General features: G+C 39.6%; 20 protein-coding genes. 11 read left to right on the forward strand and 9 right to left on the reverse strand.

All coding sequences use genetic code 11. From position 1 onward, the window contains the following. Positions 1–153: 153 nt before the first annotated feature. Both H6G79_RS04895 and H6G79_RS04900 read left to right on the forward strand, forming a co-directional pair. Entirely contained in the window at positions 154–474 is a 321-nt protein-coding gene (locus tag H6G79_RS04895; RefSeq protein ID WP_190589981.1) for a GIY-YIG nuclease family protein, read from the forward strand. Positions 475–760: 286 nt separating this feature from the next. Beyond that, positions 761–1,867 (forward strand): cell wall metabolism sensor histidine kinase WalK, encoded by a 1,107-nt coding sequence (locus H6G79_RS04900; protein WP_190589980.1) that lies wholly within the window; start codon positions 761–763, stop codon positions 1,865–1,867. 270 nt (positions 1,868–2,137) lie between these two features. Here the strand turns inward: H6G79_RS04900 and H6G79_RS04905 are convergent, their stop codons facing one another. From H6G79_RS04905 to H6G79_RS04940, 8 genes are all read right to left on the reverse strand, one after another. Continuing rightward, entirely contained in the window at positions 2,138–2,365 is a 228-nt protein-coding gene (locus H6G79_RS04905; protein ID WP_190589979.1) for a DUF4327 family protein, read from the reverse strand. 323 nt (positions 2,366–2,688) lie between these two features. Continuing rightward, positions 2,689–3,558 carry a polyphosphate kinase 2 family protein gene (locus H6G79_RS04910; protein ID WP_190589978.1) on the reverse strand — a complete coding sequence of 290 codons (870 nt, stop codon included), beginning with the start codon at positions 3,556–3,558 and terminating at the stop codon, positions 2,689–2,691. A gap of 147 nt (positions 3,559–3,705) precedes the next feature. Beyond that, positions 3,706–4,197, reverse strand: coding sequence for a hypothetical protein (locus H6G79_RS04915; protein WP_190589977.1), 492 nt, complete (start codon positions 4,195–4,197; stop codon positions 3,706–3,708). A gap of 250 nt (positions 4,198–4,447) precedes the next feature. Continuing rightward, positions 4,448–5,005, reverse strand: a complete 558-nt coding sequence (locus H6G79_RS04920; protein WP_190589976.1) for a peroxiredoxin — start codon at positions 5,003–5,005, stop codon at positions 4,448–4,450. A gap of 32 nt (positions 5,006–5,037) precedes the next feature. Continuing rightward, positions 5,038–5,301, reverse strand: a complete 264-nt coding sequence (gene sipA, locus H6G79_RS04925) for a regulatory protein SipA (RefSeq protein ID WP_190589975.1) — start codon at positions 5,299–5,301, stop codon at positions 5,038–5,040. 177 nt (positions 5,302–5,478) lie between these two features. Then, positions 5,479–5,994: a Coq4 family protein gene (locus H6G79_RS04930; protein WP_190589974.1), complete on the reverse strand. Its 516-nt coding sequence runs from the start codon at positions 5,992–5,994 to the stop codon at positions 5,479–5,481. Between the two features lie 59 nt (positions 5,995–6,053). Then, positions 6,054–6,353: a hypothetical protein gene (locus H6G79_RS04935; RefSeq protein ID WP_190589973.1), complete on the reverse strand. Its 300-nt coding sequence runs from the start codon at positions 6,351–6,353 to the stop codon at positions 6,054–6,056. Positions 6,354–6,413: 60 nt separating this feature from the next. After that, a complete protein-coding gene (locus tag H6G79_RS04940) occupies positions 6,414–6,935 on the reverse strand; it encodes a Spy/CpxP family protein refolding chaperone (RefSeq protein WP_190589972.1) in 522 nt (173 codons plus the stop codon). A gap of 220 nt (positions 6,936–7,155) precedes the next feature. Here H6G79_RS04940 and H6G79_RS04945 point away from each other — a divergent pair, with 220 nt between their 5' ends. Together H6G79_RS04945 and H6G79_RS04950 are read left to right on the forward strand one after the other, a co-directional pair. Beyond that, positions 7,156–8,361: a sensor histidine kinase gene (locus H6G79_RS04945; RefSeq protein WP_190589971.1), complete on the forward strand. Its 1,206-nt coding sequence runs from the start codon at positions 7,156–7,158 to the stop codon at positions 8,359–8,361. Continuing rightward, positions 8,358–9,020 carry a response regulator transcription factor gene (locus tag H6G79_RS04950; RefSeq protein WP_190589970.1) on the forward strand — a complete coding sequence of 221 codons (663 nt, stop codon included), beginning with the start codon at positions 8,358–8,360 and terminating at the stop codon, positions 9,018–9,020. The genes H6G79_RS04945 and H6G79_RS04950 overlap by 4 nt, the downstream gene beginning before the upstream one ends. A 61-nt stretch (positions 9,021–9,081) precedes the next feature. Here H6G79_RS04950 and H6G79_RS04955 read toward each other — a convergent pair whose 3' ends face one another. Continuing rightward, entirely contained in the window at positions 9,082–9,513 is a 432-nt protein-coding gene (locus H6G79_RS04955; RefSeq protein WP_190589969.1) for a nucleoside deaminase, read from the reverse strand. Between the two features lie 84 nt (positions 9,514–9,597). On the opposite strand from H6G79_RS04955, the gene H6G79_RS04960 reads away from it, so the two are divergent. The 7 genes from H6G79_RS04960 (at position 9,598) to H6G79_RS04990 (ending at position 15,596) form a co-directional block, all read left to right on the forward strand. Further along, positions 9,598–10,389: an ion transporter gene (locus tag H6G79_RS04960; protein ID WP_190589968.1), complete on the forward strand. Its 792-nt coding sequence runs from the start codon at positions 9,598–9,600 to the stop codon at positions 10,387–10,389. Positions 10,390–10,484: 95 nt separating this feature from the next. After that, entirely contained in the window at positions 10,485–11,468 is a 984-nt protein-coding gene (locus H6G79_RS04965) for a TIGR04222 domain-containing membrane protein (RefSeq protein ID WP_190589967.1), read from the forward strand. A gap of 105 nt (positions 11,469–11,573) precedes the next feature. Further along, positions 11,574–12,518, forward strand: coding sequence for a TIGR04222 domain-containing membrane protein (locus tag H6G79_RS04970; RefSeq protein ID WP_190589966.1), 945 nt, complete (start codon positions 11,574–11,576; stop codon positions 12,516–12,518). A 46-nt stretch (positions 12,519–12,564) separates the two neighbouring features. Further along, on the forward strand, positions 12,565–13,614 hold the full coding sequence (locus H6G79_RS04975) for a TIGR04222 domain-containing membrane protein (protein ID WP_190589965.1): 1,050 nt from the start codon (positions 12,565–12,567) through the stop codon (positions 13,612–13,614). A gap of 3 nt (positions 13,615–13,617) precedes the next feature. Beyond that, entirely contained in the window at positions 13,618–14,463 is an 846-nt protein-coding gene (locus H6G79_RS04980; RefSeq protein WP_242048201.1) for a DUF692 domain-containing protein, read from the forward strand. Between the two features lie 84 nt (positions 14,464–14,547). After that, a complete protein-coding gene (locus H6G79_RS04985) occupies positions 14,548–15,096 on the forward strand; it encodes a hypothetical protein (protein WP_190589964.1) in 549 nt (182 codons plus the stop codon). Between the two features lie 62 nt (positions 15,097–15,158). Continuing rightward, positions 15,159–15,596 (forward strand): YidH family protein, encoded by a 438-nt coding sequence (locus H6G79_RS04990; protein WP_190589963.1) that lies wholly within the window; start codon positions 15,159–15,161, stop codon positions 15,594–15,596. Positions 15,597–15,670 lie beyond the last annotated feature (74 nt).

Consider the following 15,670-nt stretch of genomic DNA (forward strand, 5'->3'; position numbering starts at 1 on the left):
GAGCAGCGCAAGTCAACATCATGGGTGACACGCCCTGAGCGTTTGCGTTGTTTGGTTGAGAGAGCATTCCTTGAACTTTGCGCCAAAACTGTTCCCTGAGCGAAGTCGAAGGGAACAATCTGGATAACAACAGAGCAGCGCAAGTCAATTATTATGGCTTACATGTACATTCTTGAGTGTGTTGATGGTAGTTATTATACGGGTAGTACAAAGAATCTTGAGCGGCGGTTGTGGCAACATCAGCAAGGTGAAGGTGCAAATTACACGGCAAAACGCTTGCCTGTAAAGTTGGTTTTCTGTGAGTATTATCAGTCTGTGGTGGATGCTTTTGAGCGTGAAAAACAAGTGCAAGGTTGGAGTCGGAAGAAGAAGCAAGCTCTGATTTTAGGGGATACAAATTTGTTGCATAAGTTAGCTGAATGTCAAAATGAAACTCATTACAGCAGGTTGGCTGGTTTTGACGGTTTGATATGATTAATGCTCTTATATAAGGATGCTCCCTTCGACTTCGCTCAGGGAGCGTCGAAGGGATGGTTTTGGTGTTTTGCGTACTTTGTTGCAGCTTACGCTTTCACTTTATATAGCAATCCTATCTGAGTTGTGAAAAATATTCTTTTTAACGTAGACGCGAAGCGGCTTCCCGAAGGGTAGGACACAAAGAAGGAGAATAAAGAGAAGAAAGAAAATTTCACAAATGATTTAGGATTGCTATAGTCATTCATAATTACAAATTGAGATAAAGCTATTTTTACTTTTTAAAATGAGTTGGCGTTGGACAAAATCCTTGCCTTTGGCATCACGTTTATTTGTTTCCCACTTGGTAGTGATGATTGTGGGGGTAGTCAGCTTTGTGATTATCAGCAAAGTTTCGTCACCACGTTTTTTTGTGCTGCACTTAGAGAGACTACAAAGCCAGGGATTAGATTTAATTAATGTTCGGACTGAACTAGTAGAAGGCTTTGAAACAGCTTGGCGACGCAGCACAATTTGGTCGGTGATTGTTGGGACTACGGCGGCGGGAGGATTGAGTTATTGGGTTTCCAAAAGAATCATGCAGCGTTTAAGTGAAATGGAGCAAATTACCCAAAAATTTGCCGTTGGTGAGTTAGATGCTCGATTACCCCTGTCTGATATTCCTGAACTAAATCGCTTGGGTACTAGTTTTAACCGTATGGCTGCAAGTCTAGAGGGTGTAGAAGCACGACGGCGAGAACTGATTGGTGATATGACTCATGAATTGCGGACACCACTAACAGTTGTGCGTGGTTATTTAGAAGAATTGGCAGATGGAGAAATAGAACCATCGCCGGAAATTTATCGACGTTTAGCGAAAGAAACTAGACGCTTAGAAAGATTAGTCAATGATTTGCAAGAACTTTCTAAAGCAGAAGCCGGTTATTTACCAATTAAAATACAGGCAATAAATCTGCGCCCGTTGTTGGAGTCTTTAGTAGAAAGATTTAGCGAACAATTGTTAGAAGATGGGCCTGTGCTGCATTTGGATTTTCCCGCACAATTCCCAATGGTATTGGCGGATGTCGATCGCACTGAACAGGTGTTAGTCAACTTACTCGGTAATGCCATCCGCTACACTACCAAAGGTAAAATTACTCTGCAAGCTTGGCCAGAAGCCTCGAAACTTTGGATTGCTGTGATTGATACAGGTATTGGCATTTCCCCGGAAGATTTACCCCATGTATTTGAACGCTTTTGGCGAGCTGATCAATCACGCGATCGCCATTCGGGAGGAACTGGTATTGGTTTAACTATTTCTCGGCATTTAGTTGAATTACAAGGTGGACAAATTCAGGTAGAAAGCGAATTAGGAATTGGTAGTACATTTAGTTTTTGCCTACCTTTGGCTTAATGGCTGTTACAAAGCTTTCAAATAACTAGCTTTATACTCAGCACTGTCACTCAGCACTTTATTTGTACAAAGAATTGACACAAGGTAGTCGCATGACTGTCATACTCAATTGATAGCTTGAAGATATGCAAAATAAAGTTTTAATTCATTTTTGATATGACTACTCTTGTTCTGGCTTCTTGCTTAGTGAGTTTGCTAACTGTTTCTGGATGGGCTGCGATCGCCTATTTATTTCCACCAAATCATTCCCAAGATCCATAATGGGAATAATCAACTACCATCCTCTTCCCAATTTTCGCTACCTAACAAGTCAATAATTCTATCTCTGAGCAGAAATTCGTTTTTTTCTAGCTCAAGTTCAAACATACACCATTCACGTTCAGGGATATACTTACATAATGCGTAAATTGGTCGCTGACGGCTAATCAGTCCCTTTTGAACTAATTGACGTGCTTCTTCTTTAATCAGTTCAATGTCGTATTTAACAGCAGTATCCATAATTAGTTCCTTTGTTTATAATCAATGAATTAAATGCCAAGACAAACAATACTTGGTCTTTATCTTAAAGGTATCAAAAAAAGTTGAGAGAATCGTGAGGAAATACATCAATCAAGCTAACTAAAACTATGTAATTGATGAGATTAGTTGAAATTCGTAAACATATATAATTAATTTTGATTTTCATCAAGTCACAGGTAAATATATTCTGAATATCCACACTTTGCCCAGAATGACATATTTACAGAAGCTTGTGATCAGCCTCTAGGTAGAGCAGATTCAGAAAATTTTACGTAGATTGATTAAATTGATACAATGATGAGCTATTCTTCTTGCTCTAAGGCGAACTTTGCTTGTAGAAGATGTTGTTGAGCTTCTTCACTAACGGTAGGGTATTTTAACTTGAGTGACTCTAATTTAGAACAGATAATATCAGCAACTACCATCCGCATAAACCATTTGCGATCGGCAGGAATAATATACCAAGGCGCATGTGTAGTACTGGTGTGATGGAAAACCTCTTCATAAGCGGCCATATAATCTGACCAAAATGCCCTTTCTCGGACATCATTAACTGAGAATTTCCAATTTTTTTCAGGAGCATCAATTCTTGCTAAAAATCTTTTTTTCTGTTCTGCTTTCGAGACATTCAGAAAAAATTTGAGAATCACAATTCCATTATCTACTAAATATTTTTCAAAATTATTGATTTCGGAAAAACGCTGTTGCCAGATTTTATTACCTTTTGGCAAGTGAGGAAGTTGCTGCTTTTGCAAGATTTCTGGATGAACGCGCACTACTAATACTTCTTCATAATAAGAACGATTAAAAATGCCTATTCTACCTCTTTCTGGCAAAGCTTTCATTGAGCGCCATAGGTAATCATGGTCTAGTTCTTCACTGCTGGGAGATTTAAAACTAAAAACTTGACAACCTTGGGGATTAATCCCAGACATGACGTGTTTAATTGTGCTGTCTTTACCAGCAGCATCCATCGCCTGAAAGATAATTAGCAAGGCATAGCTGTTTTGGGCATACAGAGTATCTTGAAACTTAGCTAATCGTTCAATATCTGAGCGTAATTTCAGTGTTGCATCATTGCGGTCATGGTAATTAGCAGTATACCCAGGGTCATAATCTTTTTGCAGAGAAACCTTAGTACCTGGCGGCACAATAAAAGCATCATGATTCATGTTAAATAAAGTATGAAGTGTAAAGTCTGAAGGTGCGATCGCCTATATAGAAGTTGCATTCTATAAATTATGTAGAGAAGTTGTACACAACATCTCTACAACAACCGATAAATTGCATCTTCATTTTTAGCTTTAATTTATACCAACCTATTTAAAATTTCTTGGCTTTTTTAGCTTGATGGTTGGTCGCATTGTTTCTCGACCAATCATAAACATTCCCGCTATCCCGAAGCAGACAAACCAAACATATTGATACCAGTATTTGTGAATCTGTCCTACTGTACTGAGTTCAGGATGTAGGGTATTTAAGTATAGCAGCAACACTAAAATCATCAATGCGCCAAAACCCACAAAGCATAAACCCACACGTAGCCGCACGGGTTGTAATTCCCAGTCAGTAATTTTTTCTAGGTCAATTTCTGCCAATTCTTGCAAAGATGTTTCCGCAACAGTTGAGACTTCTTGCATTCTGTTACTCAACTTTGGGGGTAGAATCGGCACTAACTTTGCTACAGCAGGGCGACGTAGTAAAGCCTCGGTATCTCGTAACAATTCTAGCGGTTTACGTGCCGTTACTGATTGAGCAAATTCTGTGTTACTTGGAGCAGTTGTGGTGGTAGCTTTGCCTTCAAAATCCATAGCAGGCTATAGAAGTAAGAGGATACAAATAGCCTAGCGAATCAGTTGGAGTCACGCAAATATCTTTGAATTTCTCACTTATGGGTAGCGGGTGTGGGGAGAGAAGGGAGTGTGGGGGGAAAGATTTCTTCACCATCCTCCCACACTTCCCACCCCTCCCACACCTCTGGATTTCTCACAAGAGAGAAATCCAGGTTTCGTATTTGTGTCTTGATGGTTCAATTTCGCCATCAAGACAGATATACAAAATCTACGATGCTGAAGATTGTAATTGTTCTAATCTCGCCAGCACTTCTTGACTGTGAACGGATGGGTTAACTTTGACAAAAGTCTCGCGCAAGATTCCTTCTGGGTCAATAATAAAACTGTGGCGCATCGAGACAAAGCCAATCCAAGAACCATAAGCTTTGCTCACTGCACCAGTGGTATCAGCTAATAAGGGAAATTTTAATCCCTCAGAATCGCAAAATTCAGCATGAGAATCGACATCATCAGCACTCACGCCAATTATTTGCGTATTTTTGGCTAAATATTTGGGTAAGTCTTGCTGAAAGCGTCGTGCTTCGATAGTGCAACCAGAGGTAAAGTCTTTGGGATAAAAGTACAGTACTACCCACTGACCACGCAAGTCAGCTAGAGAGATTTTGCCGTCGCCTGTATTTGTTGGCAATGCAAACTCTGGCGCAGGTTGATTTACTGCTGGTAGTTTACCACCCAGGGCGTTAGCCGCAGGTGAAAAGTTGAACCAACTAATGAAGGCAAAGCAGCTGACAAATAATATACTCAAAAAATTGCGCCGTGAAATCATGGTGTAGACCAGAATTACAACTTTACATAAGTTTACAATTCTTGGTCACTATTATCACTTGATTCGGATTCACCAGGGGTATCGGTGCTTTCGATGTATTGGCTATCAAGAAGAAAAGCACCTCTATTAAAGCGGATACCCCAATAACCTCCAGGACGGCGGTCAAGGACTATACCTTCTTCACCAAGAGTTATCACGTCTGGGGGACGTAACATTGGCATCGGGTCGGCGGTTTTGACGTAGGGTGGTAGCGCCACGACTTTGACTTTGCTACCAACAGCGAATTCTTTGGTCATATAAAAAAAGCTAGAAGTTTGAATTAACTCCTAACTTTATCCTAAAGGGGTTGCCAATTTTGTTATTAGTTGGGAAGGAAATTAGGGAATGCGAAAGGAGATGGAACTTCTCCCCTCTCGCCATCTTCTGCAAGGAAGCTTAAGTAAGTAAAAAGTCAAAAATCAAAAGTTAAAAGTTTATTTGCTAACAGAAAATATTGCTTGTACTTCAGTCAGGGGTAAGTGCCAAACTAATTCCGGTTGCCAAGTATCGGGGTCAAAGTTGGAGTGACGACCGCGCTGATATGCTTGCCATAATCTTTGCCAAGCAAATGCTTGACGAGAATCGAGATTTTTATAAATAACTCTTAATAGCCCTAAGCCTAATAGAACATTAAATAAGCCGAATTTTGCGCCTAATAAAAATGCTTGTACTTCTGCTTCGCCTATGGGGTCTGCACCGTAACCAGTGAGGACGTGAACGCCATCATGAAGTTGTTTGCGGCGCATACCTGTAGTGAAAGGTTTGAGGTTGTGTGCATCAAGAAAATCAACCCAAGCTTGACCAAAACTACCAACAGGTAGCGATCGCAATTTTTCTACATAAACAATTTGTGGCACATTTTTACCGCGTGCTTCGGTAATGCGATCGAGTTTGTCTAAAAATTGTTGGATGGGAGGAGTTGATTTGGAGGAAGCAAGATCAGTTTGCATAATTCTGAGATGAAAGTATTAATGGGGGTGGGGAAATAATGCCCACCCTGGCTAAATAACTAGTCGTGCTTATCGCGGTAGATGGTACGAGAGAGACGATTTTGACGGCGGTTGAGTTGTCTTCTTTCTTGAGGAGTTAGGTGTCCGTCACTACGAATATCCCGTCTTCTGGCAGCTTCTAGGGATGCTTCTCGCCGTTCTAATTGCCGTAATTCTGCTCTATTGATTGAGCCATTTTTAACACCGTGATAGATGCGCTGCTGCTGATTAACTTCCCGTGCATAGATTTCGCCAGCAGATGCTACTGTAGGTAAGAAAACAGCAACAGCACATATAGCAGCATAGGTAAAGCGGTTCATAAAATAACCTTGTAAGTAGTTATTGTTGTGGCTCTCAATTTCAAGGCTGATTTGCCAGAATTAGCTATTGGGTTGACGGCGTTGTTGACGGCGTTCTTTACCTTCTTGGCGTAATTGCTGAAGTTTTGTTCTTTGTTCGGGAGTTAACACTGCTTCAATTTGTTGTTTGGAAGATTCACGTATTTGCCGGATTTGGGTTTTTTGCGCTTCGGTTAAATTCAAATCAGCAAAATCCTTACCACCTCTGCGTCCAGCACGCTGTCCTGGTTGACCTTGGTTTGCTTGTCTTTCGGCGCGGCGTGCTTCCATTGCGGCTTTGATTTTTGCCTTTTGTTCTGGAGTGAAAACGTTTTCAACTTGAGTGCGGGTGTTGCGTTGAATTTGCTCAATTTGGCTCTTTTGTGCGTCATTTAAACCTAATTCTGCCCAAGGGCCTTTTTTACCTTGCCAGCGCCCTTGTCCTTCTGCTTGGGCTACTAACAGAGGAGAATGGGAGAAGGCTTGAGCTTTGACAGCTAAGGAGGTTGTTGTCAGAGTTAGAGCGATCGCACCAGCAATGAATGATAATGACTTAAGTTTCATTTTGTACCTTGTTTTCTGTTCCGTTTGAGGATGTCATCATCATAGGAATTTACTCTTATTCATTACATGAGGCGAAAGTCATGGTTACACCCATGACTTTAGTCATGCTTTATTTTTCTGCTATTTGAGTAACAATAACTAGTAATTTCAAGTGACAACAAAAGGCGGGATTAGGTATAATCTCGCCCTTTTCTACTAAAGCTCTAACGCTCATATTGCTATGAACGAACCTATTCAAATTCACAATCATCCCTTTCGGTTTTTACTATATTTAGAATGGATATTGCTGACTCTTGCTATTTCATCATCTACTTTTCCTGACCATTCACCGCGATTTGCGAATCAATTTCCTGAACTGACGATTGGTTGTTTAATTATCTTTGGGGTGATGGGTTTAAGAATCCCTACAGGTAAACCAATCAATAAGATAATTTATACGGCGATTGAGATTTTATTACTATTTATTACGGGGATGTTTGGTGGGCGAGTGGCGCGGTTATTTCCATTTATATATTTAATTTTAGTCACCCGTAGTTGTTTAATTTTTCAATTACCAGGGCGTTTAGTTGTTACTGGTTTATCTTTTAGCTTATTTTTAATTACTTTAAATTCTCGCTTACCCAAGGCTATACCGCCACAAGCCCAAGAGCGATTTCGGTTTATTACCTTCAATACAGCATTATTATTTGGGTTAAGTTTGGTTTTCGTTTTATTATTAATGAATACAGTTTTAGCCGAACGGCAGAGTCGAGAAAAACTAGCGATCGCTAATGATAAACTCCGCCAATATGCTTTACGAATTGAAAATCAAGCCACTTTAGAAGAACGCACCCGCATCGCGCGGGAAATTCATGATTCTTTAGGACATTCTTTAACGGCTTTAAATTTACAATTAGAAACGGCTTTAAAATTATGGAATGCTAACCCAGAAAAAGCCCAAACATTTTTAGCTAGAGCTAAAGAATTAGGTTCTAAAGCTTTAAAAGATGTGCGTCAGTCCGTTTCGACGATGCGGGCTAATCCCTTGCAAGAAAAAACTTTAGAACAGGCAATATCTGTACTTTTAGAAGATTTTTATCGAGCTAATAATATTAGTCCACGTTGTTTTATTAATTTAGATTATCCTCCACCAACAGATATTAATATTGCCTTGTATCGGATTATTCAAGAATCATTGACTAATATTTCTAAACATGCACAAGCAACAGAAGTCATCATCGCCCTCACTAGTAATAAACAGAGTTTACGGTTGATGGTGCAAGATAATGGTAGAGGTTTTGATATTCAGGAAAATACCACTGGTTTTGGCTTACAAAGTATGCGTGATCGCACTTTAGCATTGGGAGGAGAATTTAATATTCATACTAGTCCTAATTTTGGCTGTCAAATTACCGTTGATATTCCTTTATTGAGTTTAATGCCATGATTAAAGTCTTATTAGTAGATGACCAAAACTTAATCCGCCAAGGGCTAAAAGAATTATTAAAATTGGAAGCAGATTTAGAAATTGTTGGCGAAGCTGAAAATGGTAAAATAGCTGTAGAATTAGCAGCAAAATTACAACCAGATGTGGTATTAATGGATATTAGAATGCCCATTATGGATGGTGTAGCAGCTACCAAAGAAATTCATCAACATTATGAGAACATCAAAATTTTAGTGCTGACAACTTTTGACAATGATGAATATGTTGCGGCGGCATTACAATATGGAGCGATGGGTTATTTACTCAAAGATACACCCTCAGAAGAATTAGCTGTGGCAATTCGCGCTGTTCACAAAGGTTATACTCAATTGGGGCCAGGAATTGTGCAGAAACTCTTAAATCAGTTTCCGCATGGTATCCCAACACAGTCAGAACCTGTACCGCCGAGTTTAACTGAACTCACACCCAGAGAAAAAGAAGTTTTAAAGTTAATTGCCACAGGTGCGAGTAACCGCGAAATTGCCCAGGAATTATATATTTCCGAAGGGACGGTGAAAAATCACGTCACCAATATTTTGAATCGGTTGAGTTTGCGCGATCGCACTCAGGCTGCTATTATTGCAAATACATTTTTAGCTTATTTAAATGAGTCTGATTAATCCAGTTAAGCCAGCCAAACCAATTATTGTTTAAATTTAATACCCAACAGTCTTCAAATATCTAACTTTCCCTAAACAAAGCCAAACATTCATCTTTTAACACACCTTTTGTCACTTTGATATTTCTAAAAGACTTGGCGATGATCTCATCACAAAAAACATGAATTTGTGACTGATTCATAGAGATTAAATCTTGGATAGAACCCCCATAAATAATTTCTGATATACCAGCCCAAATGCAAACTGTTGCACACATAGGACAAGGTTCACAAGTCGTATATATGCTGTAACCCTCTAAAGAAGGGTTTTTTAGTTTATTTGTTAAACTGCGAATAACATTCATTTCTGCATGGGCAGATGGATCATTATTTCGTTGCACAGTATTATATGCTACCTCAACCACTTCGTCATCCTTGACAATCACAGCACCATAAGGCCAATCACCTTTTTTGGCAGCTTCCAGTGCGAAACGCATAAAATATTCTTGGTTCATTATTGTTATTACTAGTTAAAAATCAAGCTCAATCATATTCCACAGAGATTAAATTTCAGTGAAAGTTTTAAAGGTCGAAAAAATATGTTAATAAGTAGAGAAAAAACAGAATTTTACTTAACAGACTTGGAAACACCTACTGGAAAATTGATTAATCTGACAATTGCAGCTTTAGTGCTAATTTCGTCAGGAATTTTTGTTGCCCAAACTTATAATATTCCTTATAATGTTAGATTACAGCTTGATTTTATTGATACTGCTATTCTAGTAATTTTTGCAGTAGAGTATATTATTCGCCTCTGGAGTGCTGAAAACAAGCTAAAGTATATTTTTAGTTTTTATGCAATTTTAGATTTAATGGCGATATTGCCATTTTTCTTAGGCGCAGTAGATATCAGCTTTATTCGCCTGTTGAGATGGTTTCGGATTTTAAGATTAATTAGGTTTATTGATCAGAAATTTTTGTTTGCTAGTGTCAGCAGCGAAGATAGTTTAATCTTCGTGCGGATATTGTTTACATTATTTGCGATTATTTTTATTTATTCGGGGTTAATTTATCAAGTTGAACATCCAGTCAACCCGCAAGTTTACACTACATTTTTGGATGCGTTTTATTTTTCTGTTGTCACGATGACGACTGTCGGGTTTGGGGATGTCACACCAATTTCCGAAGCAGGAAGATTGTTGACGGTCTTGATGATTTTAACAGGTGTCACCTTAATTCCTTGGCAAGTGGGAGATTTAATTAAGCGGTTGGTAAAAAATGCTAATCAGGTAGAAACGGTGTGTTCCGGCTGTGGGTTAGCTTTTCATGATTTAGATGCAGCTTTTTGTAAAAGATGTGGGACAAAATTGAGAATTAAAAGTGGGGAGTAGAAATTAAATTTCTCTAATTTTCCGTAGCAATAGTATATGGAATTGTATAATTTTCTCAATCAATCCTTACAGCAAAAAGAGTTGAATCTTAACTTATGGATAAATTATTACTTACAATTATAAGTATGTTGCTGATAGTGACTATTCGTAGCCCCTTGAATAACCCAATTGCAAATATGTATGGGCCGCACTTTTTGGTGTTTTATGCTGGCATTATTAGTGTAACTTTATTGGCAAGTTACTATAATTTAAAGTTTGACGCAACGGCACAATTACCTTTACCATCGATTCCTACCAATCCTGATCCTTATAAAATTGCATATTTACGTGGTGGAGAAAGTGAGGTGATAAGTTTGGTAATATTGAATCTGCTTCAGGATGGTTATTTGCAAATTAATCAAGATACCATAGAGCAATCAACTACATATTCTTATCCAGATAATTTATCGCTCATAGAGCGCCAAGTATTTGACTATTTTGTGTTTCCAAAATTAGCTAGTCAAACACTCAGTTACACAATTTCAAACACAATTATCCACAAATACTGGTGTGAAACTTACGAAGAATCGCTACTAAATGAGCAACTCTTACTACCCAAAACCGCCAGAGACTTAGCAAAGAAAATCAGTGTTTTGGGAAGTTGTATTATTTTGGGATTGGGTGGTTATAAGCTTTCAATAGCATTGCTTAAAGGATATAACAATGTTTTCTTTCTCATTATTATCGGTCTAATTTATTGGATTATTTTTATACTGCTCTCTTGTCCATCCAGACGAACTCAACTGGGAGAAAGGTATATAAAACAACTTCAGCAAAGTTTTATACAACTTAAAAACAAAATCATTCGCACCATATCCGATGACAGAAATGACACAGATTTGAATATGTTGTTGCCTGTAGCCATTTTTGGTGTAGGAATCTTACATGGAACTTCCTACACGGATTTTGCAAAAATTTTCGCGCCATTATTCACTAGCCATGATACGGGAGGAAGTGACGGTGGTGGTGGTTGTGGTGGCGGTGGTGGCGGTGGTGGTGGTGGTGGATGCGGTGGTTGTGGTGGTTGTGGTGGTGGCTAAAACTGAGTGTGATATACTACTGAGTAGAGTTGAAAAAGCGAGATGAATTAAACAACCGCTACCAAAATTTTGACAATTAATTGTTCCTAACAAGGAGTAAAAGTAATGGATACATTACTGCACAATTTCGTTGCAGATATGTATGGGCCGAACTTTCTGCTATTGTATGGTATTGTTATTGCCGCAACTTTGTTATTGTGTGGACGATTAGTCCAAGATCCGACAAAAAATCAGCCTTTACCGCTAATTCCGGCTGAACCAGATCCTTACAAAATCGCTTACTTGCGTTCTCAAGCAACCGGAATTGCTCATTTAGTCTTATTCAACTTGATTCAGCAGGGTTATTTGCAAGTTAGTGGACAGACTATCAGTAAAACATCAGATCATCCTGACATATCAAATTTACAACCAGTCGAACGGCAAGTTTTTGAGAAAATTTCTGAACCTGCTACGGCTAAAACATCTTTGTGGTTAGCTACCGAGTGTGTACAACCATTCTGCATTGCTTATCAAGAACAGTTGGATGATGAGAAATTACTGTATGCAGGTAAATGGCAAATACGTAACGTTCAATTTGGCTTAGTGGGGGCAATGCTGATTTTCAGCTTCGGTTGTTATAAGCTGCTGATAGCCTTGCATAAGGGACGCTACAACGTGGGTTTTTTGATACTCATGGGGGTATTATCGATTATCTATCTGCTGTGGTTTGTGAGTCAGCCCCATCCGCCCCTAAGTCATCTCGGAAACATGTATCTGCAACAACTCCAAACCACCTTCAACCAACTGCGCGAAACTTCTATCGTCAACAACAACTTACTGGTATTAGCACTATTTGGTGTTGAGTCTTTGGCTGGAACTGCCTACGATGCTTACTATAAAGCGTTCTTGCCGCCAGCTTATTCTACAACAAGTAGCCGCAGTAGTTCGTCTTCTAGTAGTTCCTGTAGTAGTGGTTCTGGCGGTAGTTCTTGTAGTAGTAGTTCATGCAGTAGCGGGAGTTCTTGTGGTGGTGGTGGTTGCGGCGGTTGTGGTGGCGGTTGTGGCGGTTAGAGAGAATGTCATACAACAGGCTGTCTGAAAAATTGAGACGGAAAGAATGTTAGATAAAGCTGTACCAAGCACAATTACAAAATCGGTAATACTCAAGTTACTGATTATTTCAGTGGCGATAGGTTCAGTGGTGGCGATCGCTAAAATCATACCAGACACAAATGACTCTGAATTTCTGCTGTTTTATGGTGCTGTCGTGACTGTCACAGTGCTAGTTAGTAGTTGGCTAGTGCAAGATCCCACACAAAATCAACCTTTACCGTTAATTCCTCTTGAACCAGATCCTTACAAAATTGCTTACCTGCGTTCTCAAGAAATCGGAGTCGCTAAAGTAGCAGTGATGGACTTGTCACAGCGCGGTTATTTACAAATCACGGAAGAGTTGATTCAGCAAGCAGAAAATCATCCTGATGTATCTCTGCTAACAACAATACAGCGTGAAATATTTGATTGGTTTGCTACACCCACAACACCAAGAACATCTGGATGGTTATTAGCCAGACAATTACAGCCACACTGCACAATTTATCAGCAGCAACTCCTAAATGAACAACTGCTAACTTCCGACAGCCTGAAAACTAGAACAGAGTTAATTAGCTGGATAGGGGCTTCTATCATTGTGGGGTTGGGCGGCTTTAAGTTGGTAGTAACTTCGTTACATAGTCGCAATAATATGGGTTATCTCGTGCTGATGGGAATATTCTCGTTTTACTTTCTTCAGAATGCCTGTCAGATAACTCAACATAGAAGTCTACTAGGGGTAGAGTACCTGAAACAACTGGAAGCCACATTCAAGCAATTAAAACAAAAAATTCAAGCTGATATCCCTGAAGCAACCTTCGCCCAGTTAAAACAAAAAGTAGAAATTGGCATTCCATCGGAATTAGAATACAAATTGGCTGTCGCACTTTATGGTTTTGAATTACTCGCCGGAAGTCGCTACGACAGATTTCAAAATATTTTTGTACCTGTGATAAATACCGCCTACAAGCAAAATAGTAGTTCTGGTGGCTGTGGTGGCGGTGGCTGTAGTGGCGGTTGTAGCGGTTCTTGCGGCGGTGGGTGTGGTGGTTGTGGTGGTTGTGGTGGAGACTAAAAAATGATGTTATCTCAACTTCCTAGTTTGGGTGTCGGGTTGGGTTTTCGAGAACCATTCAAAAGTGATTTGTTTCTCAACCGTCCACAAGTGGACTTTTTGGAAATTGTCGCGGAACATTATCTTGATGCACCAGTACAAAAACAACAAGAGTTAGAAATACTGGCTGCACATTTCCCGATAATTCCCCACGCCATTAATTTGTCGCTGGGTAGTGCGGAAGGTGTAGACACAAATTATTTACGCAAACTTGCAACCTTAATTCAACAACTTAACCCGCCTTGGTGGAGTGAACATATTTGTTTTACTAAAGCTGGCGGTGTGGATATTGGGCATTTGTCACCCTTACCTTACACCAAAGAGGCGGTAGATATACTCTGTCGGAATATTGCCGAAGTGCGACGCTTTGTTGATGTGCCGTTAATTTTGGAAAATATTACTTATATGGTAAAACTTCCTGGTGCAGAGATGAGCGAAGCGCAGTTTTTGGCGGAAGTCGTAGAACGTGCTGACTGTGGGTTGCTGTTGGATGTGACGAATTTACATACTAATGCGGTGAATTATGGTTATGATGTCCAAGATTTTTTCAATGATTTACCTTGGGAACGTGTTGTACAGTTGCATTTCGTCGGCGGACATTGGCATGATGGTGTATTAATTGATAGTCATTCCCAGTCAACCCCTGCGGAAGTTTGGCAAATAATGGCGGAAGTTGTCGCCCGCATTCCCGTTAAAGGGATAGTTTTAGAACGGGATGAAAATTTACCTCCGTTTACAGAAATAGTCCAAGAATTGCAGACAGCACGAAAGATTCTCATACCAAGTTGCTTGGGTGGGTGTGGGGAATAGAAAAAAACGAACCGCCAAGTCGCCAAGAACGCCAAGAAATCGTAGATACAAATTAAATACTTAACAGCTTAGGAGTTATCAAAGATGGGGTTAGCACAAACCCAGCAAGTTTTAGCCCAGCTTTACACCAATACTGAATTTCGAGGGCGTTTTTTTGCCAACCCGCAAGCGGTGGGTGTGGAGTTGGGTTTGAGTGATGATGAAGTACAAAAGTTAGCCGAAGTTTCATCACAGGAAGTCAATATATTTGCCAATTCTCTCAAGTGGAAGCGGTTAGGGGAAATACGGGAACTGTTACCCAGAACTGCTAAGGTGTTGGGCAAAAATTTTAATACCTTGTTTTGGCGATATGCGGAAACTTATTTACCCACGGGAATAAAAAAACATCGGGATGATGCGATCGCTTTTGCTAACTTTATGATTAAGGTGGCGCAAAATGAAAACTTAGAACCTGCTTGGATAGGTGATTTAGTCAGGTATGAAAAAACTTGGCTGTTAACTTATGAACCTGGAATTTGTTTAAAATTTTGTTGGTTGCGTTACGCCATCCATCGTGATTTTACTGCGAAACCAACTTTGGCAATCTGGTGGCGTTGGTCGGGGCGATCGCAGTTACGTCATATCATTTTATGATATTGTCTCACGCAGAGTCGCAGAGGCGCGGAGAGTATCAGGAGTTGTAGATTAGTTTACTCATGAATAAAATAGACCGTCAACGGGAACATCAAGCCAATGAACGAACTTTTCTCGCTTGGTTGAGAACTTCCATCGGTTTAATTGGTTTTGGTTTTGCCATTGCGCGATTTGGTCTATTTTTACGCCAATTAAATACGGCAATTACGCAACAAGAACCAACAGTACATCCGTTATTTAACTCGGAGAATTTAGGAGTTGCTTTAGTAATTGTGGGAGTAAGTGCGATCGCTCTAGCCGCGTGGCGATATAATCAGGTTTTCTGGCAAATTGAACGGGGAGATTATCAACCCAATCGTTTACCTGTGTGGATACTCACCGCAGTGGTGATGATTTTAGGTTTACTGAGTATTCCTTTATTGTTTTTACGCAATCATCTGACACCACGCCCATCTTCAATATCACCCCAGCCCCAAACTAAAAATATTAACCCAAAATAATTCATGATTTATTTATGACCATAGACATATTTAAATTATGACTATTGGCATATTTTTCAAATTAATTTTGTGCT

The organism is Anabaena sp. FACHB-83, from assembly GCF_014697485.1.
In the GTDB taxonomy this organism is placed as follows: Bacteria; Cyanobacteriota; Cyanobacteriia; order Cyanobacteriales; family Nostocaceae; genus Nostoc_B.